The sequence below is a fragment of the Kitasatospora sp. NPDC048722 genome, from assembly GCF_040650235.1.
Taxonomy (GTDB): domain Bacteria; phylum Actinomycetota; class Actinomycetes; order Streptomycetales; family Streptomycetaceae; genus Kitasatospora.
Window position 1 is genome coordinate 1 of the sequence record NZ_JBEZGX010000022.1, and the last position, 19478, is coordinate 19478.

Sequence of the window (19478 nt, forward strand, 5' to 3'; positions counted from 1 at the left end):
GGGGGGGGGGGGGGGGGGCCGGGGGGGGGGGGGGGGGGGGGGGGCGGCCCCCCCGGCCCCCCCCCCCCCGGGGGGGAGGAACTCCTCACCCCTCGCGCAGGTCCAGGACGTCCTCGACGGGCCGGCGCGGTGTGGCCGCTCCGGGCGGGCCGTAGCCGACGCGCAGAACCAGTTGCACGTGACCCGGGCCCTCGGCGGGGTCGCGCAGGCGCCAGCGGGTGTCGGGGATCTCGACGGCCTGGTGCAGGACGGAGGCGCGCAGGCCGTGCGCGGTGGCCAGCAGCCAGACGCGCTCCAGCGCCTGGCCGGTGCGCAGCCAGTCGGCCTGGCCGTCGAAGTGGGTTGCGAGGGTGGCGAGTTGGGGCAGGGCCTCGAACCGTTCGGCCGGGGTGGAGGGGTGCGGCGGGTGCCCGGTGAAGCCGCGCATGGGGACGCGGGCGTCGCGGTCGTGCGATCCGAGGGCGGCGAGCGGGATGCCGTCGACGGAGGGTTCCAGGCGCAGCCAGGAGCGGGTCTCGGCCTCGCGGGCGGCGTCGGCGGCGATGCGGTCCTCGGCCTCGGAGGTGAGCGCGAGCACGCGGCGGACGCCGTGTTCCTCCAGCATCGTGAACGTGACGCCCTCCGCCTGGGCCGCCGTGATGAACTCGGCGACGAAGGCCTCGGGGACGTCGCGGTTGGCGAACGGCTGGCGGCTGGAGCGGCGGGCGGCGACGGCCGGGTAGAGGTCTCCGAACGGGCGCTTCTCACGGACGGGCGCGGAGAGGTCGACCACGGCCCGCGGCTGCGCGCCCTCCCCGGCGGGCAGCAGCCGGACGGCGGCGTCGCGGCCGAGGTGGGCTGCGGCCACGCGCAGGTTGAACAGCGCGGCGCCGATCGAGATGTGCATGGCCCGCCCGTCGGGATCGACGGCCGGGACGGCACGGGCGGGGTCCGCGTGGACCTCCAGGCCGCTGCGGTCGGGGGTCGGGCGGAAGCGCCACGGCTGGCTGTTGTGCAGCGAGGGCGCCCGGCCGCCCGCCTCGGCGAGCAGATGCAGATCGGCCGCGGTGAGGGCGGCGCTTTCGGTGATCATGGTGGCTCACTCCCTCGCGGCAAGGGCTCCAGTGCTACCGATCATCCGGCGGCCGGGGCCGGGGCGGGAGGGCCCATGGGCCCTACGGCGGCGGTCGATGGGCCCGACTTTCCGCGGGACGCCGCGTTCGACCACATCCGGACGGCTCTCGACCGCGCCAGCGGCGCCGGCGAACGTCTCCCCCCGGCGAGCCGCTCCGGTGGACCGCCGAGGTCAGGTGAACCCGGGATGTTCCCCGGCGTAGGACTTGGGCCCGACGGGAACCGGCGGCGGCCCGAACGGGCGGGGCGGTAACGGCCGAGCTCCGCATCGTCCCGCTGCGCGCCCGCCGTCAGCAGGTTGTGCCCGGGAAGGGCCTGGTCCACGGGCCGCACGGCCCCACCCGTGCCAGAGCCCGGCGACACACCTCGACGCACTCGCCGTCGGTCAGCCCGTCCAGGTCGAGCCCGCGCACGACTGCGAACCCGGGCCCGTGGCACAGTCGCTCCGCGACCCGGTCCACCGGAACCACCCAGTCGCGTTCCTCCAGAGCCGCCCCCTGCCACGCCGAGGGCCCTCCGACAACGAAAGGTGCGTCCATCAACCGGCCCCCTTCCCGCCTCGCCCCGGACACACCGCGAGCGTACGGTCCAGAGCCCCGCAGGTCACCGGCCTGACGAAGCACCGCCCGGGCGCACCGAACCACCACCGCGCCCCGCGCACACCGCGCGCAGGACCGGCGGCCCCGGCGGTCAGAGGCGCGCGACCGCCCAGGACAGCATCCCCACCGCCGCCGCCAGGGCCGCGAAGGCGAACACGACCGCGCCGCCGATGCCCAGGTACGGGTCGTACGGGACGTAGGGCGTCTTGGGCGAGACCACGACCGTCGTGAACGACCCCAGCGGCGGCGGATTGCTGCCGGAGGCGTTGCTCACCGTGCCCTGGTAGGCACGGTCACCCAGGTGGTACCGGACGATGGGCCGCAGGTGGAACTCGTCGGCCCGGTCACCCGTCCGCTTGTCGTAGTCCACGACCTCGGCCTGCAGGCGGACACCCTCCCTGCGCACCCGCCGGAAGTCGGCGTTCAGGTCGAGCACGTACTTCACCATCCGCACCGTCATCACGAGAACGAACAGTGCGACCCCCAGAAACAGCATGCTGACTGTCTAGCACCCGCCGCTCCCCGGCCACCAGAGGTGCGCACCGCACGCGGCCGGGCGAGCCGGCCCCGAACGCCACCCTGGACGGATGATCATCTCCTCCAACGCCTCTCGACGAGGCCGGGGGACGGCGGAGCCGGGCACGGCAGTTCACCGGCCCCGGCGTGCCGCCCCCTGCCGCGCGGCCGTCGCCTGATCACGGACGTGCGGCTCCGCGTCCCTCTCCAGCCTGGCCAGGACGTCGGCCACCGGCTCGTCGCCGATCTCCGTCGCGGGAAAGCGCCGCAGGGCGATGGCCACCCAGGCCCGCACGCGCGGGCTGTCGTCGTTGACGAGGCGGCAGATGTCCGGCAGGGTGCGCGGCTGACGGCGGTACCCGAGCGCGCTGAGCGCCGAGATGCGCACCTGCTCGGCGGGATCCGCCAGGAGGGCCACCATCAGGTCGACCGCCGCCGGGTCCGTGCCGTGACTGCCGAGGGTGCCGGCGACCACGCTGCGGATCCGCTCGTCCGGGTCGTGCGCCGCGCGGGCCAGGACGGCGACGTCGGCCGGGCCGGGGACGAAACCGAGCAGCCAGAGCGCCGCCCGGCGCAGGTCGGCGTCGGGGCTCTCCGTCCAGGGCAGGAGGGTGCGGCGCGCGGCGGCCGGGTCGTCCTGGGCGAGGACGGTGATCATCGTCGTCAGACCGTCCTGGTCGTCCCCCAGGTCGCGGGACCAGGCCCGCAGGAGCACGGGCAGGGACGAGCGGCCGGCCGTCTCGGCGAGGAGGCCGGCGAGGACGGAGCGGGCGTACCGGTTCCGGGCGGCGACGGCCGTTTCCAGGTGCGCCTCCAGGCGCGGGACGAGTTCGGTCCTGAGCGTGCCGGTGAGGTGGGTCCCGATGGCGCCCAGCTCGTCGAGATCGCCGTCGGGGTCGAGCAGTCCGGCCACAAGTTCATCGAGCAGCACGGTCTGGTCGTCCGCCGCCAGGTCCCTCACATCGTCCCCCTCGCCACTCCGGCCGCACCGAGCCGTCGGCCGTCAGTGCCCGACCTTTCGGGCTGCGGCACTCTACCAAGCCGTCCGAAACGGCCGGGTGGACGTCAGGGCAGGCTCGGAACCCGGCCCGAGGGGCTAACCGGGTCGTCGCGGACGACCACGAGGATGTGCACGGGCTCCGGCCCGGTGCTCCGACAGCGGTGCGGGAGGACGGAGGACGGCGTTGAAGCTAAACCCGATGGACGCCCGTACGAACCATCGGCCATAGTCACGGGGTGCCGAGCCAACCGCCACCCCAATCCCCACCCCAGCCCCCGCCGGCCCGTCGCTTCGCCTGGGCGGGCCGCAACTTCCGGATCCAGACGGCCGCCACCGTGGTCAGCGGCCTCGGCAACGCCGGTGCGCCGATCGCCACCGCCTTCGCCGTGCTCGGCGACGGCGGGTCCGGCACCGAGGTCGGGTACGTCACGGCCGCCCGCCTGCTGCCGACCGTCCTGCTGCTGGTGATCGGCGGCGCCCTCGCCGACCGGCTGCCGCGCCACCACGTCATGGTCGCGGCCAACCTGTTCAGCGGTCTCTCCCAGGCCGTCCTGGCGGCGCTCGTGCTGAACGGCCACACCCAGCTCTGGCAGCTGCTCGTCCTCTCCGCCGCCGGTGGCGCCGGCTTCGCGCTCTACGCCCCCGCGGCCGAGGGCATGATCCTCCAGAGCGTCCCGCCGGACCACGCCGCCCGGGCGTTCTCGGTCTTCCGGATGGGTCAGAACGCCAGCCAGATCGGCGGGGCCGCCCTCGGCGGCGCACTCACCGCCGCCGTCGGACCCGGCTGGGTGCTCGGCCTCGACGCCGTCTGCTTCCTGATCGCCGCCGCCCTGCGCTTCTTCCTGGAGGCCGAGGCCGCGCCCACCGCCTCCGGCACCACCATGCTGAGCGAACTGCGGGACGGATGGCGGGAGTTCGCCTCCCGTCGGTGGCTCTGGGTGGTCGTCCTCCAGTTCTCCGTCCTGGTGGCCTGCATCGGAGCGGTCGAGTCCGTGTACGGTCCGGTCGTCGCGCAGGAGCGGCTCGGCGGAGCCGCGGACTGGGGGCTGGCGATGGCCGCCTACGGGGTCGGACTGGTCGTCACCGGCCTGCTGATGGTGCGCTGGCAGCCGCGCCGCATCCTGCTGGTCGGCAACTGGGGCGTGTTCCTGTTCGGTGTCCCCGCGCTCGCCCTGGCGCTCGCGGCACCGCTGCCGGTGCTGATCGCGGCGATGTTCCTCTCCGGCGTCGGCGTCACCGTCTTCGGCGTGAACTGGATGGTCGCGCTCCAGCAGGAGATCCCGGCCGAGATGTTCTCCCGCGTCTGCGCCTACGACCACCTCGGCTCGCTCTCCCTCGCCCCGCTCGGCATCGCCCTGGCCGGCCCGGTCTCGAACGCGCTCGGCCTCTCCGGCGCGCTGTGGGCGTGCGCCGTCGTCTCCACCCTCCTCAGCGCGGCGGTCCTCCTCGAACCCCAGGTCCGCCGTCTCACCCGCAGGACCACCGCCGACGCCCTCGTGGCTCCCGAGCCCGCACCCGTGCCCTGAGCCGTCCGCTCGGCCCCGGCCGGGCTTCCCCGGCCTGAGCCGTCTGCCCACGAGCGCCCGGAGCGACAGGCCGGGCACGGCCGGACGGTGGTGCGGGGACCGTCGTCCGATCGGCCCTGGTGCCGTGGCGTCACGGCGTGCCGAGGGCGGCCTCCTCGCGGTCGAGGTCGTGCTGGAGGCGTCGGCGGGTGGTGTCGCTGATGCGGTGTTCGTCGTAGAGGCGGCGCAGTTCGGTGCTCTGGACGGCGATGACCTCGCGGCGCAGCTGGCGGTAGGAGGCGTCGGCGGTGGTGCCGTCGGGGGTCTCGGGGGTGCGGTCCAGGCGGGCGGTCAGGGCACGGCGGACGCGGTCGACGGCGGTGTCGGACATGGCCTCCAGCTCCGCGAGGTTCTCGACGTGGTCGAGGGCGGTGCGGTTGAGGACGTCGCGGGCGTCGTCCTCCTCGCGGGCGGTGTGTTCGGGTTCGAGGGCGAGGCCCGAGCGGTTGACCACGGCGGCGAGGGTGAGGCCTTGGACGACCAGGGTGAAGACGACGACGGAGGTGGTGAGGACGAGGACCAGCGGGCGTCCGGCGAGCTTCGTGCCGTCGTCGGTGACGAGCGGGATGGAGAGGGCGGCGGCCAGCGGCATGACCCCGCGGGTTCCGGCCCAGGTGACCACCCCGGCCACCCGCCAGGACAGCCGGCCGCTGCCCTCACGCGGCTTGACCGCCCGGGTCAGCGGCAGTGTGGAGAGCACGCGCACCGCGATCAGCACGGCGGCCAGGGCGAGCGCCTGGAGCGGCCACGGGCCGGTGCCCGCGGGCAGGTCGCGCACCAGGGTGGGCAGTTCGAGGCCGACGATGCTGAAGACGACGCTCTCCAGCAGGAACACCACCACCGCGTACACGGCGTTCAGCTGGAGGCGGATGTGGGCGTCGGTGAGCCGGTGGCCCGAGCGGCCGAGCAGCACGCCGGCGACGACGACCGAGGTGACGCCGGAGGTGTGCACGGACTCGGCCAGGACGTAGGCGGCGTACGGGGTGACCAGCACGATGACGGTCTCCAGCACCGGGTCGACGGTGCGGCGCCGCACGAGCCACACCAGACCCGCGACGGTGGCCCCGACGAGGCTCCCGCCACCCCCGAGCAGCAGGAACTCCCCGCCCGCCGCCGGCACGCTCACCGCCGCGCCGACGGCCACCGCGATGCCGACGGCCACCTTGAACAGCACCAGCGACGTGGCGTCGTTGAACAGGCTCTCCGCCTGCACCAGCACCTGGACCCGTCCCGGCAGCGCCAGCCGGCGCCCGAGCGCGGTGACCGCCACCGGGTCGGTGCTGGACAGCACGGCGCCCAGCACGAACGCCATCGCGGGCGGCAGGCCCGCGACGGCGACGGCCGCGAAGCCCACGGCGGCGGCGGAGGCGAAGACCAGGCCGAAGGAGAGGATCGTGACCGGGCGCCACACCGTGCGCAGGTCCCGCAGGGACAGTTCCTCCGCGGAGGCGTACAGCAGTGGCGGCAGGACCACCATGCCGATGATCTGCGGCGGAACGTGCAGCGCGGGAACGCCGGGCACCAGGGCCACCCCGACACCGGCCAGGACGAGCAGCGACGGTGCGGGCACCCGCAGGCGCCCGGCGAAGGTGGCCACGGCCGTGCCCAGAACCACCAGGACGAGAACGATCCCGACTACGTGCATCGACGGAAACAACCCCACCACGACGAACGGGGTCACCGCCGCCCGAATGCCGCAGTAGTCCCCCGAGCCGACCAGGCTTCCCGGCACACCTACGGTCATCTTATCGGTGCATTAGCGGTGGGGACAGTGCATATCCGCACGCCAGCGGCGCACCCCCGGCGCGGAACCGGCGCCCGTCCGATCGGGTGAGTCGCCGCCGGCGCAGGCGCGGGTGCCCGGCCGTCGGCGAGCGGCCGGATAGCTTGACCGGCACCCGCCCCGAAGGGAGTGCCCCCGCCATGGACGTCCTCTTCATCACCAGCGTGGCCGCGGTCGTCGCCGACCCGCCGCAGAGCCGCAAGCTGTTCATCGAGGCGCTCGGCCTTCCCCTGGAGGGAGAGGGCGACGGCTACTACTCCAGCGGAAACATCGCCGGCAGCAAGCACTTCGGCCTGTGGCCGCTCTCGGAGGCCGCCGAGGCGTGCTTCGGGACGCCGCGGTGGCCCGCCGACCGGGTCGTCCCGCAGGCGTCGATCGAGTTCGAGGTGGCCGACGCGGCAGCCGTCGCAGCAGCCGGCGCCGAACTCCGGCATGCGGGCTTCGAGCTCCTCCACGAGGCCCGCACGGAGCCGTGGGGCCAGACGGTGGCCAGACTCCTCACGCCGGACGGCCTGATCGTCGGGATCTCCTACGCGCCCGCGCTGCACGAGGCGCAGGACGACCGGCACGCCGGCTGAGCCGGCCGCCTGCGGCGCGGCCACGGACGTGGCGGCAGCCCCAGAACGCCGACGCGCCAGGGGGTGGCCAGGGCCGGGGCCGGGCCGGGCGGCAGGCGCGTCCTACGGGTAGGCCGTGACGGTCGAAGGCGTGGTGGAGGTCCCGGAGGTCGCGGCGCCGACGTCGTCGACGACGTGGTTGAACTGGCCCTTGCCCCCGAGCGAGACGACCAGGAGGTCGTGGAAGCGGACGTCCGGCCGCGTCGGCGCCTCGAAGCCGTGGTCCATGCGGATGGTCGGGTCGACGTCGAAGTAGCAGTAGCTCCCCAGGCCCCAGCCCTCGTGGACGGCGACCGCGTCGTCGACCTTGTAGGCGGCGAAGCCCAGGGTCGAACCGTTCTGAACGGCCGCCTGGTTGGGCGCGTCGTACGCCTTCTCGTTCTGGAAGAAGATCGTGCGGCCGCGTTCGCCGGACCATTCGACGTCGTACTTCTTGAAGTGCTCCACGAACAGTCCGGTGCCGAGCACGTCGGAGCCGTGGACCACGAGGCCGTAGTCGGCGGGGTTGGTGTCCCAGCCGACGCCGGTGCCGTGGTCGGCCCGCCAGATCCACGTGTGGTCGACGATCGCGTCGGCGCTGTTGACGACGATGCCGCTCGTGGCCGCTCCGGCGCCGGCACCGCCGACGCGGACGAACACGTCCTGGAGGGTGGTCGGGTCGGCGGCGTGGCCGGCGCCCGCGCCGTCGGGACCGACCTGCACCAGGACCCGCGAGTTGACGGGCCCGGCGTCGACCAGGAGTCCGGCCAGCCGCACGCCGTCGACGTCCGCCACCTTGACGGCCGTCACGCCGTCGTCGGGCACGAGGGTCGCCAGTCCGAGGCCGAGCACCACCGTGTCGGGCCGGGTGATCTCGATCGGCCGGTCCAGGTGGTAGACGCCCGGGGTGAACAGGAGGTCGAGACCCTGGGCCAGGGCCGTGTCGACGGTCGCGGCGGTGGCTCCCGGCTTCACGACGTAGAAGCGGCTCAGCGGCCGCGACTCGCCCTGGAGGGCGCCGTCCCAGGAGACCCCGCGGGCGTTGGTGCGCAGGGCCGGGACGAACACCTTGTAGTCCGCGCCGTCCAGGTAGAGGAAGGGCTTCTCGCGGGAGACGGGAGTGGTGTCCAGCGTGGTGTAGGGCGGGTTGGGGAAGCTCTGGGCCGGCGCGCCCTGGACGCCGGAGAAGACCTGGTTCCACACGCCGTTCGAGAAGCCGCCGATCGCGCTGTCACGGGTGTACCACTGCTGCTGGGAGTAGTTCCCGACGCTGCCGTCGATCCTGCTGTCCGCGATGTAGCCGCCGCTGGCCCACCCGTACCCGGCCGGGGAGAGGTTGAGGCCGCCGCGGACGTGCATCCGGCGGAACGGCGCGGCCTGCGCCACCGCCCATCGGTCGGTGCCGTTGGCCGGGGTGAGGGCGAGGTTCTCGGCGGAGCGCCAGAAGTTCTGGGTGGCGTTGCCGTTGAACCAGCCGGCGTCGACCGTGACGTCGCCGTTGATCGAGGTGTCGTCGGGTTTCAGTCCCAGGCCGGCGACGGACGTGTAGAAGCCGAGCTGGAGGTTGAGGTTGCCGTAGGAGCCCGGCTTGAAGAGGAGGGCGTAGCGGTCGGTGCCGAACTGGTTGGACTCCTGCTGCTTGAAGACGCGGTCCGCCGTCGCCTGGATGTCGGGCGTCGAGGGGTCGAAGACCAGGACGTTGGGCCCGAGGTCGCCGCCGCCCTGGACGGGGGGCGCGTCGGAGGTGTTGACCTGGAACTCCCACAGCGAGTAGCCCCAGGCGGTGCCGCGGGCGAGCCCGATCATGCGGACGTAGCGACCGCTGCCGTTGACCGCGAGGGTCTCGGTGCCGCCCGTCCCGTGGTCGGTGGCGTACGCGGTGCGCCAGGTCGAGGCGTCGTCCGAGACCTGGATCTGGTAGGAACGCCCGTACGCGGCCTCCCAGTCGAGGACGACGCGGCACACCTGGCGGACGGTGCCGAGGTCGATCTGGAGCCACTGGGGGTCGTTGAAGGCCGACGACCAGCGGGTGCCGGGGTCGCCGTCCACGGCGGCGGCTGCCGGTGTGCCCGCGTTCTCCGTGGAGGAGGCGGTGGCCGGGCGCCCCCGCGCGGCGTTGTCGGTCCCGCAGTCGGCAGCGGCGGTCGCTTCGGTCCTGGCGCCGGCCGCCGTGGCCGGCGCCGATGGCACGACGGCCGATGCGAGTAAGGCGAACAGGCCCAGTGCCATGGCCGGTCCCGTACGTCGGCGTGCTGAAGAACGCCTCATGGGCATGCCCCTCGGTGAGGTGGGTGGGGGCTCCGGCGGGGCGCGGCCGCGGCCCGTGGCCGGGCTCGCCGAGCCGCGCGATCGGGGGTGCCGGAGAGCGAGGTCAGGGTGTCACCCGGTCTGCCGGCCAGCCCGGCGACATCCCTGCCGGGGAGTCTCCGGGCTGCCGCCGTATGCTGTCAACCCTCCGACCCGACTTTCCTCACACCGTGAACTATGCGGTGGTGTCGGTCAGATGAGAGCCGAACCGGGTCCGCCCACCCGAATCCAGGAAGTCCGACAGCGGCAGTGTGGCGGCCCCCAGGGTGACCGCCTCCGGCCCCAGGGTGCCGAGGACGATCAGCGTGTGCTCCCAGGGGAACCGCAGGGCGTAGACACCGGCGGCGGCACGGATGCCCGGCAGCAGCCTCGGGCCCAGCAGCAGGCCGGCCCAGCCGCCGATCACGATCCGCTCCGGATTGAACAGGTTGACGAGATCGGCGATCCCCGCCCCGAGGTACTCGCCGGCCTCGTCGAGCAGCCCCACCGCCCCCGGGTCCCCGTCCTCGGCGGCGGCCAGCAGCGCGGCCAGGCCCGACTTCTCGCCGCGGGAGGACGCCGCGGCGCCCCACCGCTCGACCAGCGCCTCGGCCCCGACATAGGCCTCCAGGCAGCCACGGGCACCGCAGCGGCAGCGGCGTCCGCCGACGTGCACCTTGGTGTGCCCCCACTCCCCCGCACTGCTCGTGGCTCCCCGGAAACGCGCACCGTCGGCGATGACGCAGGCGCCGACGCCCGAGCCGAGGAGCGCCACCACCGCGTGCCGGGCCCCGCGGCCCGCCCCGAACCACATCTCGGCCTGCCCGAGCGTCTTGGCGCCGTTGTCGACGAACAGCGACAGGTCCGTGCCGGCCCGCAGCAGGCGGCCGAGGGGGACGGCGTCCCACCCCAGGGTCTGGCTGTGCACGACGACGTGCGGCCCGTCCGTGCCGGGGGCACCCTGCTCGACGATGCCGGGCACGCCGATCCCGACGCCGAGGACCTGCTCCGCCGCCGTGCCGGTGCGGTCGAGTACGTCGGCGAGCCCGGCGAGGATCAGCTCCGCCACCCGGCCGACGTCCCGGCCCCGGTCGGACAACGGCAGGTCGACGGCGGCCAGTTCGGCGCGTGCCAGGTCGAACAGGGCAACCCTGACCTGGGTCTCGCCCACGTCGACGCCCACCAGCCGGGCCCGGCCCGGGGCGACCCGGAGCAGGGTGCGCGGGCGGCCGCCGTCGGAGCCGACCGAGCCGCACTCCTCGACCAGGCCGTCCGCCAGCAGTTCGCCGGTCACGTTGCTGACCGAGCCCGCGCTGAGGCCGGTGAGCGTGCCCAGTTCCTGACGGCTGAGCGGTCCGTCGAAGTACAGCCTCCGCAGCACCGCCGCCCGGCTGCCCCGGCGCAGGTCCCGCACCGTGTTCGCACCCCGGCCGGCCACGGACACGCCCTTGTGTCCCGGTTCCATCATTCCTCGTTCCCTCGCTTGACGGACGATTCTCCCGGTCGTTAAATCACGACTTGAAGTAAGCTGCTGTACAGGGTACTTCGCCCCTCGAGGCACTCGCCCGCCGCCGCCCGCGCCGACGGCCACGTCAACCGCTGGTGGCTCGATCCCGTCCTCGGCCGCGGCTACCCGGCGGACATGCGGGCCGAGCAGGCGTCGACCTGCCCGTCCGCCCCGGGGACCTGGAGCTGATCGCCGCGCCGCTCGACTGGCTCGGCCTCAACTACTACTTCCGCCAGGTCGTCGCCGACGACCCGCACGGCCCCAACCCCCCGCTGCCGCCAGCTGCCCGGCCCCAACCCCCACCACACGGCCATGCCCTGGGAGGTCCACGCCTCCTGCCTCGAACCACTGCCGCTGCGGCTGACCCACGACTACGGCGCGCGACGGATCTACGCTACCGAGAACGGCTCCGCCTACCCCGACACCGTCGCCCCCGACGGCAGCGTGCACGACCCCGAGCGCACCGCCTACCTCCGGGACCACCTCGCGGCCTGCGCCCGCGCCGCGGCCCGGGGGGGCGGCACCGGCCGGGTACTTCGCCTGGTCGCTGCTCGACAACTTCGAGTGGGCGTACTGCTACGACCAGCGGTTCGGCCTGGTCCACGTCGACTACCCGACCCAGCGGCGGACCGTGAAGACCAGCGACCTCGCGTACGCCGACCTGATCGCCGCCCACCGGACCCGGCGCACTGGCCCTTGAACCGTTGCGGACAAGGGGACTTGACAATCACTCATGTTCCTGGGAGCAGTGGCACTGCACCACCGCCACGAACAGCGCCACTCCGAAGGGGGACATCAGCGGATGACCGCGGCCGAGAGCACGGGACACGACCACGACGTCGTCATCAGCGGAGCCGGCCTCGCCGGCAGCGCCGCGGCGATACTGCTCGCCCGACGCGGCGTCCGCGTCGGCCTGCTGGAACGCCGCTCGGACCCCGGGGCGTACAAGGTCCTCTGCACCCACTCCCTCACGGCCAACGCCTACCCGGTGCTGGACGAGCTCGGCCTCATACCCGCCCTCGAGGAGGCGGGGGCCGTCCGCAACGAGGCCCGCTGGTACACCCGCTGGGGCTGGATCGAGCCGGGCGCCGCGCCGGGCCCCGAGCTGCCGTACGGGTACAACGTGCGGCGCAGCACCCTCGACCCGATGATCAGGTCCCGTGCGGCGCTGACCCCCGGCGTCGAGCTGCTCCTCGGCCATCAGGTGACCGGGCTGGTGCAGGAGGGCGGGCGGACGGTGGGGGTGCGCGCGTCGACGCCGCAGGGCGAACGCGAGCTCCGGGCCCGCCTGGTGGTCGGCGCCGACGGCAAGGACTCGGCCGTGGCGAAGCACGCCGGGCTGCCCGCGCGACTGCACGAGAACACACGGTTCGCGTACTTCGCGCACTTCCGCGGCCTTCCGCTGCACGGCGGGATCGCCCGCACCTGGTTCCTCGAACCCGACATGGCGTACGCGTTCCCCAACGACGACGGGGTCACGGTCGTCGCGGTGGTCCCGGACAAGAAGCGGCTGCCGGAGTTCCGCGGGGACCTGGAGGGCAGCTTCACCGCCTTCGTCCGCGCGCTGCCCGAGGCGCCGCCCATCGACTCCGCCGAGCGCGTCTCGAAGATCATCGGTGTGCTCGACTACCCGCTGGTCGACCGCGCACCGAGCGCACCGGGCATCGCGTTCATCGGCGACGCCGCCCTGACGAGCGACCCGCTGTGGGGCGTGGGCTGCGGCTGGGCGCTGGAGTCCGCGAAGTGGCTGACGGAGGCCGTGGCCCCGGCCGCCGCCGGGCGTGGTGACCTCGACCGGGCGCTGGCGGCGTACGCCCGCGCGCACCGGCGCCGGTTGCGCGGCCACCAGTACCTGGCCGCCGACTTCGCCAAGGCCCGCCCGTTCAACCCGCTGGAGGGGCTGATGTTCTCGGCGGCGGCGCGCGACGGATCGCTGGCGCGGCACATGCACCGGTTCGGATCCCGCCTGATCGGCCCGGGCCGCTTCCTGAACCCCGTGGCGATCGCCAAGGCGTCGGCCGTCAACATCAAGCACCGTGCGACGGCTGCGGGGAGTGCTCCGGCGGATCGCTGAGCCGGCACGAACCCCGGCGGCGGGCCAGTGACCGAGGCACGTCCGGGGCACGTCAACCACCTGGCCCATCCAGCTTCCGAGCAGGTGCGGTCCCAGGCCGCGGGACGTACGGACCGGACAGAACAGGGCAGGCCGGGCATGGTCGTCCGGATCCGGCGGAAGAGGACGACAGGGCGCGGCGGGCACCTCCCCGGCCCCGGCCCGGCCCGAGCGGCGGGGCAGGGTCCGGCGGGGAGGGTGTGACAGAAATCCGGCTCCCGGCGCTGAACAGATCACGACCAGTGCACCGTCGGCTCACCCGTGACCCGCAGGTGCGGCCCTGACAGCCCCGTGAACCGAGAAGACCTGGACCCGACACCGTGCCCGTCACACCGTACGAACCGTGGCCGACCGCCGAACACGTCCCGTTCACCTGGGACGAAGCGGGCGAGGCCACCGTCGAACTGCCCGCCGTCTCCGACGCCGAGCCGCCGCCCCCGCCCGTGTTCGTGGACTCCTCCGGCCGCCGCCAGCGCAGGATCCGCCGGCTCGGGGTGGCGCTGGCCGTACCGGCGGGCGGGTACCTGGCCCTGCTGGCGAGCGCGCTGCTCGGCGGTCCGACGGTGAACGCGCCGTTCCTGCCGCTCCCCCAGCCGCCGGCGCCGAGCGCGCCGGACCCGGCGGCCACGCCGTCCGACGCACCCACCGCCGGGGCGGAGGCCGCGGACGCACCCAGCACGGCCCCGACCGCGGCACCCACCCACCAGCGCACCGTCACCCCGGTCAGTGTCCAGCCCCCGCCGGCGGCCGGCGCCGCGGCGGCCGGACCCGGGACCGGCACCGCCGTGACCGGCCCTTCCACGGCCGCCAAGTCCCCAGCACCGGCCACGACGCCGACGGCGCCCCCGAGCACCGCCCCCGTCGCCACCCCCACCCCGGCGCACGGCCGCCCGACCGCTCCGCCGGGAAACCCGACCGGCAAGCCCGTCAAGCCCTGACACCCGGTCCAGCACGGTCTCCTCCCGCACCCCCGAAAGCCGCACCATGAGCACTGCCCGCCGACGACGCACCCCCGCCCCCGACCGCGCCCGCAGAGGCCGGCGCGGCGTGGTCCGCCAGGGCCCGCTGCGCACCCACTGGCTCCTGCTGACCGCCCTGCTGCTGACGCTCACCGGCGCCCTGGCGCTCCAGGGCTACACCCAGCACAGCTTCGACGACCGCCCCGACCAGGCCGCCACGCCCACGGCCGCGGACGCCGTGCCGGCGGCCGTCCGCGACGGCGGTCCGGTGATCGACACCGCCGGACCGCAGCCGCGCAGCGCCGCGCCCGGGCCCGGCACCGTCGCCCTCACCTTCGACGACGGCCCCGATCCGAGGTGGACGCCGCAGATCCTCGACGTCCTGCGCAAGGAGGGGGTGCACGCGACCTTCTTCGTGGTCGGCACCCAGGCCGCCGCCAACCCCGATCTGGTCCGGCGGATCGTGGCCGAGGGCCACCAGATCGGCGTGCACACCTTCACCCACACCGACCTCGGCCCGGCCCCCGCCTGGCGCCGCTCGCTGGAACTGCGCGAGACCCAGCTCGCCCTCGCCGGATCCGCCGGGGTGACGAGCTCGCTCCTGCGGCCGCCGTACTCCTCCGGTGCGGACGCCCTCGACGACCGCGAGTGGGACGCCGTCCAACAGGCCGGACACGCCGGCTACCTGACCGTGCTCACCACCCAGGACAGCGAGGACTGGAAGCGGCCGGGGATCCCGCAGATCCTCAAGGCGCTCGACGACCGCCCGGGCGGCCCCGGGCAGATCATGCTGATGCACGACGCGGGCGGCGACCGCTCGCAGACCGTGGCCGCCCTGGAGACCCTGCTGCCCGAGCTCAAGTCGCGCGGCCTGCGCTTCGCCACCGTCAGCCAGGCCGTCGGCCTGTCCGACCCCGTCCACCAGGCCGGAACCGCCGACCGTCTCCAGGGGACCGCCCTGATCTGGATCCTCCGGGGCGGAGACTGGGTGCTCACCGTCCTGGGCTGGCTGCTGTGGGCGGCGGGCGCGATCAGCGTCCTGCGGGCCGTCGCCGTCCTGGTGGCCGCCCGCCGGCACAAGCGGCTGCGCCGGCGGCCGTGGGGACCGCCCGTCACCGAACCGGTCAGCGTCATCGTGCCCGCCTACAACGAATCCGCCGGGATCGAGGCCGCCCTGCGCTCGCTGCTCGCCTCCGACCACCCCGTGGAGCTGATCGTGGTCGACGACGGCTCGACCGACGGCACCGCCGACCTCGTCGAGTCGCTCGGCCTCCCGTACACGCGCGTGATCCGGCAGGAGAACGCGGGCAAGCCCGCCGCGCTCAACACCGGCATCGCGGCCGCCCGCGCGGAGCTCCTGGTGATGGTCGACGGCGACACGGTCTTCGAGTCCGACGCCGTCCGCCACCTCGTCCAGCCGTTCGCCGCCCCCTCGGTCGGCGCCGTCTCCGGCAACGCCAAGGTGATCAACCGCGGCGGCCTGCTCGGCCGTTGGCAGCACATCGAGTACGTGGTCGGCTTCAACCTGGACCGCCGCCTGTTCGACCTCGCCGAGTGCATGCCCACCGTCCCGGGCGCCGTCGGCGCCTTCCGCCGCTCCGCCCTGCTGGCCGTCGGCGGCGTGGGCGAGGAGACCCTCGCCGAGGACACCGACCTCACGATGGCCCTCTGCCGGGCCGGCTGGCGGGTGGTCTACGAGGAGCGCGCCAAGGCCTGGACCGAGGCCCCCGCCTCCCTGGCCGCCCTGTGGCGCCAGCGCTACCGCTGGTGCTACGGCACGCTCCAGGCGATGTGGAAGCACCGGGGAGCCCTCGTCCAGCGCGGACAGGCGGGCAAGCTCGGCCGCCGCGGACTGCTCTACCTGCTGATGTTCCAGGTGCTGCTGCCCCTGCTCGCCCCCGTCGTCGACGTCTTCGCGCTGTACGGGGTCGTCTTCCTCGACCCGGTGCGGATCGTCGGAACGTGGGCGGCGTTCCTGCTGGTCCAGATGCTGATGGGCGCGTACGCGTTCCGGCTGGACAAGGAGCGGCTGGGCCCGCTGTGGAGCCTGCCGTTGCAGCAGTTCGTCTACCGGCAGCTGATGTACCTGGTGGTGATCCAGTCGGTCTTCACCGCCCTGGCCGGTTCCCGCCTCCGCTGGCAGCGGATGCAGCGCTACGGCACCCTCCGCGTCCCGGCGGGCGGCTGAGACCCGTGGGCGCGGCCGGGGAAACCGGCCGCGCCCACGGGTCGAAGCGGCAGGCGCCTTACTTCAGGGCCGACAGGGCCGCGTCGTAGTTCGGCTCGTCGGCGATCTCCGCCACGAGCTCGGTGTGCAGGACGTTGTCGTTCTCGTCCAGCACGACGACGGCGCGCGCGGTCAGGCCGGCCATCGCACCCGCGGCGATGTCGACGCCGTAGGCCGCGTGGAAGTCGCGGTTGCGGAAGGTGGAGAGGGTCTTGACGTTCTCCAGGCCCTCGGCGCCGCAGAAGCGGGCCTGCGCGAACGGCAGGTCGGCCGAGATGCACAGGACGACGGTGTCGCTGAGCTCGTTGGCCTCGGCGTTGAACTTGCGGACGGAGGCCGCGCAGGTCGGGGTGTCGACGCTGGGGAAGATGTTGAGGACCTTGCGCTTGCCCGCGAAGTCCTTCAGCGACGCGTCGACGAGACCGGCACCGACGAGGGTGAACGAGGGCGCCTGGCTGCCCGACTGCGGCAGCTCGCCCGCGACCTGAACCGGGTTGCCCTTGAGGGTGACCTGAGCCATGAGGGTTTCTCCTCCAGATGGACCTGCTACGAAACGGCCACACCGCGAACCGTCTCGGGTGACCGGGGAACACGAAGATCCTACTGAGTGTGCCGAGGCCGTGGGAGTGCGCGCCCAGCCACCGGACAACCGCGCGGCCGACACGCGGGTGCACGGGCGCGCGACCGAACCTGTCCGTCCTCGGGCCCGACCGCGCCAGGGGCCCGGCGCGTCACCGCCAGACCCTTGATCGACCTGTTCCCCCGCCTCGGCCTCCGCAGGAACGGCCGGCGCAGCACGGTTTCCACCCATTCCTCCTGTTCACACCTCGGTTCACGGATTGTCCGGAACCGGCCGACCGTCGGTAATGCACGTTGTGCTCGCATTGCGCCCGGGACTACTGTCGGTCTTAGTGAACGAAACCGTTCCCTCCCGTCGTTCGCTCCCAAAGCCATTGGGGGACCTGCCATGGCCACCTCCCACGCCCTGGCCCCGACCCCGCCGGCCTCCGCCCGCCGCGGCCAGCACCCGGGGATAGCGCTCACCGTCATCGCGGCCACGCAGCTCATGGTCGTCCTCGACATCACGATCGTGAACATCGCCCTGCCGCACATCCAGCAGGCGCTGAACTTCTCCACCACCAACCTGTCGTGGGTGATCAACGCCTACACCCTGACGTTCGGCGGGCTCCTGCTGCTCGGCGGGCGCGCCGGCGACATCCTCGGGCGGCGGCGCGTGTTCATCGTCGGCGTGCTGGTCTTCTCGTTCGCCTCGCTGCTCGGCGGCGTCGCGCAGAGCTCCGCGTGGCTGCTCGCGGCCCGCTCGCTCCAGGGCGTGGGCGGCGCGATCGCCTCGCCGACGGCACTCGCGCTGATCGCGACCAACTTCAAGGAAGGGCCCGAGCGCAACCGCGCGTTCGGCGTCTACTCGGCCGTGGCCGGAGCGGGCGGCGCGGTCGGGCTGCTGCTCGGCGGCATGCTGACCTCCTGGCTGTCCTGGCGATGGGTGCTGTTCGTCAATGTGCCGATCGGCATCGCGATCGCCCTGCTGGCGCCGCTCTACATCAACGAGTCCGAACGGCACCCCGGCCGCTTCGACCTCCTGGGCGCGTTCACCGCCACCACCGGCATGGTGTCCCTGGTGTACGGGTTCATCCGCGCCTCCGACCACGGCTGGACGGATCCGGTGACGCTCACCGCGTTCAGCCTCGCCGTCGTCCTGCTCACCGCGTTCGTGCTGAACGAGCGGCGGGTGCCGCAGCCGATCACCCCGCTCCACCTGCTGCGCAGCCGCAACCGCGCGGGCGCGTTCGGGCTGATGCTGTGCCTCGCCGCGGCGATGTTCAGCATCTTCTTCTTCATCACCCTGTTCGTGCAGGAGATCCTCGGGTTCAGCCCGCTGCGGGCGGGCTTCGCGTTCCTGCCGATCAGTGTCGCCATCGTCACCGCCGCCCAGTTCGCCGCCCGCAACCAGGTCCGCTTCGGGGCCAAGCCGTTCTTCGTCGTCGGCTCGCTGCTGGTGCTGGGCGGGGTGTTCTGGGCGAGCCGGATCTCCCTCGACACCACGTACGCCTCCGGCATCCTCGGGCCGACATTGCTGTTCGGCTTCGGCATGGGCTCGATCTTCGTCCCGGTCATGCTGACGGTCGTGTCGCAGGTGGCCCCGCACGAGACGGGCGCGGCCACCGGCATGCTCAACACGGCGCAGCAGGTGGGCGGTTCGCTCGGGCTGTCCATCCTGGTGACGGTCTACGGCACGGCCAGCCGCAACGAGGCGCAACGGCAGGTCGTGGAGTTCCTCCACACGGCGACGCCGCAACAGGCCCTCCAGTTCAAGGCCACCGGGAAGCTGCCGGCACCGTACTCGTCGGCGGTGCTGGTGCACGGCATCTCCCGGGCGTTCGAGATGGGGCTGGTGTTCGCGCTACTGGCGGTGGTGATGGCGGTGTTCGTCATCAGGGTTCCGAAGGCCCCGGCCCCCGTCGCCGACAAGGCGCCCGAACCTGCGGGGTGAGGGCGGCCCGGCGTGTTCCAGCGGCGGCGCGATCGCCTGGGCGTCCACACCCTCGCCCACCCACAGGCCGATCAGCAGCGCGGCGGTGGCCTCCAGCAGTCCGGCCCGAGCGAGCCCGCCGGCGTCGACGGGCACGCAGCCGAGGTCGCGCACGAGGAGCCGCACGGCCTCCAGGGCCCGTTCGTCGTCGCCGCAGATCGGCACGGCGAGCGGGCGACCGTCGAAGACCGGCGGGTTCAGGCTCCACACGCTCTCGTGGCAGACGTTGAAGGCCTTGACCACCGAGGCGCCCGGCGCGGCGGCGGCAATGCGCTCGGCGGCCGAGAGTCCGCCCTGAGTCGCCAGTACGAAGCCTTCCACCACCGGGTTGGTGCAGTCGATCAGCGTCCGGCCGTGCAGGGCCCCGGCCGAACCGCTAGCCACGTCGATCGCCGCCGCGAAGGGCACGGCCAGCAACACCGCGTCGCCGCCGTGGACGGCCGCGTCCCGGAGAGTGCCCGACCGCGCGCCGATCCGGTCGGCCAGGGCTGCGGCGCGGTCCGTGTCCCGGCCGCCCACCAGCACGTCGTGGCCGGCCCGCGCCCACCTCCCGCCGAGCACGCGCGCCATGCTGCCGGTGCCCAGGATCCCGATCCTCATCCGCCGCCTCCTCCTCGTGGTGAACCCGTCGCTCGGATTCGGGACGACAGTAGGAAACCGCTC

At 73.7% G+C, this 19478-nt stretch carries 14 protein-coding genes and 1 pseudogene; 7 read left to right on the plus strand and 8 right to left on the minus strand.

The genetic code is table 11. From position 1 onward, the window contains the following. Positions 1–85 precede the first annotated feature (85 nt). The 3 genes from AB0C76_RS17950 to AB0C76_RS17960 all read right to left on the minus strand — a co-directional run bounded on the left by AB0C76_RS17950 (position 86) and on the right by AB0C76_RS17960 (position 3189). A complete protein-coding gene (locus AB0C76_RS17950) occupies positions 86–1072 on the minus strand; it encodes a hypothetical protein (protein ID WP_359965709.1) in 987 nt (328 codons plus the stop codon). 731 nt (positions 1073–1803) lie between these two features. Beyond that, the gene (locus AB0C76_RS17955) at positions 1804–2208 is read right to left on the minus strand and encodes a DUF3592 domain-containing protein (RefSeq protein WP_359965711.1); all 405 of its coding nucleotides are present in this window, start codon (positions 2206–2208) and stop codon (positions 1804–1806) included. Positions 2209–2361: 153 nt separating this feature from the next. Continuing rightward, positions 2362–3189, minus strand: a complete 828-nt coding sequence (locus tag AB0C76_RS17960; protein ID WP_359965713.1) for a HEAT repeat domain-containing protein — start codon at positions 3187–3189, stop codon at positions 2362–2364. 275 nt (positions 3190–3464) lie between these two features. Here AB0C76_RS17960 and AB0C76_RS17965 point away from each other — a divergent pair, with 275 nt between their 5' ends. After that, entirely contained in the window at positions 3465–4754 is a 1290-nt protein-coding gene (locus AB0C76_RS17965; protein ID WP_359965716.1) for an MFS transporter, read from the plus strand. Positions 4755–4884: 130 nt separating this feature from the next. Here AB0C76_RS17965 and AB0C76_RS17970 read toward each other — a convergent pair whose 3' ends face one another. Beyond that, a complete protein-coding gene (locus AB0C76_RS17970) occupies positions 4885–6438 on the minus strand; it encodes a Na+/H+ antiporter (RefSeq protein ID WP_359965719.1) in 1554 nt (517 codons plus the stop codon). Between the two features lie 278 nt (positions 6439–6716). Here AB0C76_RS17970 and AB0C76_RS17975 point away from each other — a divergent pair, with 278 nt between their 5' ends. Further along, positions 6717–7154 carry a VOC family protein gene (locus AB0C76_RS17975; protein ID WP_359965722.1) on the plus strand — a complete coding sequence of 146 codons (438 nt, stop codon included), beginning with the start codon at positions 6717–6719 and terminating at the stop codon, positions 7152–7154. Between the two features lie 102 nt (positions 7155–7256). Here AB0C76_RS17975 and AB0C76_RS17980 read toward each other — a convergent pair whose 3' ends face one another. Both AB0C76_RS17980 and AB0C76_RS17985 read right to left on the minus strand, forming a co-directional pair. Further along, a complete protein-coding gene (locus AB0C76_RS17980; RefSeq protein WP_359965725.1) occupies positions 7257–9401 on the minus strand; it encodes a discoidin domain-containing protein in 2145 nt (714 codons plus the stop codon). Positions 9402–9654: 253 nt separating this feature from the next. Further along, positions 9655–10926, minus strand: coding sequence for an ROK family transcriptional regulator (locus AB0C76_RS17985; RefSeq protein WP_359965728.1), 1272 nt, complete (start codon positions 10924–10926; stop codon positions 9655–9657). Positions 10927–11025: 99 nt separating this feature from the next. On the opposite strand from AB0C76_RS17985, the pseudogene AB0C76_RS17990 reads away from it, so the two are divergent. The 4 genes and pseudogenes from AB0C76_RS17990 to AB0C76_RS18005 all read left to right on the plus strand — a co-directional run. Then, a pseudogene (locus tag AB0C76_RS17990) lies at positions 11026–11665 on the plus strand (family 1 glycosylhydrolase); the annotation flags it as partial. Positions 11666–11698: 33 nt separating this feature from the next. Next, positions 11699–13039 carry an NAD(P)/FAD-dependent oxidoreductase gene (locus AB0C76_RS17995; RefSeq protein ID WP_359965731.1) on the plus strand — a complete coding sequence of 447 codons (1341 nt, stop codon included), beginning with the start codon at positions 11699–11701 and terminating at the stop codon, positions 13037–13039. A 359-nt stretch (positions 13040–13398) separates the two neighbouring features. Further along, positions 13399–14016 carry a hypothetical protein gene (locus AB0C76_RS18000; RefSeq protein ID WP_359965734.1) on the plus strand — a complete coding sequence of 206 codons (618 nt, stop codon included), beginning with the start codon at positions 13399–13401 and terminating at the stop codon, positions 14014–14016. Between the two features lie 46 nt (positions 14017–14062). After that, on the plus strand, positions 14063–16225 hold the full coding sequence (locus AB0C76_RS18005) for a bifunctional polysaccharide deacetylase/glycosyltransferase family 2 protein (RefSeq protein WP_359965737.1): 2163 nt from the start codon (positions 14063–14065) through the stop codon (positions 16223–16225). Positions 16226–16283: 58 nt separating this feature from the next. Here the strand turns inward: AB0C76_RS18005 and tpx are convergent, their stop codons facing one another. After that, positions 16284–16784 carry a thiol peroxidase gene (gene tpx / locus AB0C76_RS18010; RefSeq protein ID WP_359965739.1) on the minus strand — a complete coding sequence of 167 codons (501 nt, stop codon included), beginning with the start codon at positions 16782–16784 and terminating at the stop codon, positions 16284–16286. Positions 16785–17231: 447 nt separating this feature from the next. Here tpx and AB0C76_RS18015 point away from each other — a divergent pair, with 447 nt between their 5' ends. Then, positions 17232–18776, plus strand: a complete 1545-nt coding sequence (locus AB0C76_RS18015) for an MFS transporter (RefSeq protein WP_359965741.1) — start codon at positions 17232–17234, stop codon at positions 18774–18776. Here AB0C76_RS18015 and AB0C76_RS18020 read toward each other — a convergent pair. Further along, complete coding sequence (locus tag AB0C76_RS18020) at positions 18687–19415, minus strand: NAD(P)-binding domain-containing protein (protein ID WP_359965744.1); 729 nt, start codon at positions 19413–19415, stop codon at positions 18687–18689. The genes AB0C76_RS18015 and AB0C76_RS18020 overlap by 90 nt on opposite strands. Between the last annotated feature and the right edge of the window lie 63 nt (positions 19416–19478).

Coding starts and splice junctions, on each gene's coding strand:
- AB0C76_RS17985 (WP_359965728.1), bottom strand. CDS start 10,926: ATGATGGAACCGGGACACAAGGGCGTGTCCGTGGCCGGCCGGGGTGCG.
- AB0C76_RS17950 (WP_359965709.1), bottom strand. CDS start 1,072: ATGATCACCGAAAGCGCCGCCCTCACCGCGGCCGATCTGCATCTGCTC.
- AB0C76_RS17955 (WP_359965711.1), bottom strand. CDS start 2,208: ATGCTGTTTCTGGGGGTCGCACTGTTCGTTCTCGTGATGACGGTGCGG.
- tpx (WP_359965739.1), bottom strand. CDS start 16,784: ATGGCTCAGGTCACCCTCAAGGGCAACCCGGTTCAGGTCGCGGGCGAG.
- AB0C76_RS18005 (WP_359965737.1), top strand. CDS start 14,063: ATGAGCACTGCCCGCCGACGACGCACCCCCGCCCCCGACCGCGCCCGC.
- AB0C76_RS17970 (WP_359965719.1), bottom strand. CDS start 6,438: ATGCACGTAGTCGGGATCGTTCTCGTCCTGGTGGTTCTGGGCACGGCC.
- AB0C76_RS18020 (WP_359965744.1), bottom strand. CDS start 19,415: ATGAGGATCGGGATCCTGGGCACCGGCAGCATGGCGCGCGTGCTCGGC.
- AB0C76_RS17975 (WP_359965722.1), top strand. CDS start 6,717: ATGGACGTCCTCTTCATCACCAGCGTGGCCGCGGTCGTCGCCGACCCG.
- AB0C76_RS17995 (WP_359965731.1), top strand. CDS start 11,699: ATGTTCCTGGGAGCAGTGGCACTGCACCACCGCCACGAACAGCGCCAC.
- AB0C76_RS18015 (WP_359965741.1), top strand. CDS start 17,232: ATGGCCACCTCCCACGCCCTGGCCCCGACCCCGCCGGCCTCCGCCCGC.
- AB0C76_RS17980 (WP_359965725.1), bottom strand. CDS start 9,401: ATGGCACTGGGCCTGTTCGCCTTACTCGCATCGGCCGTCGTGCCATCG.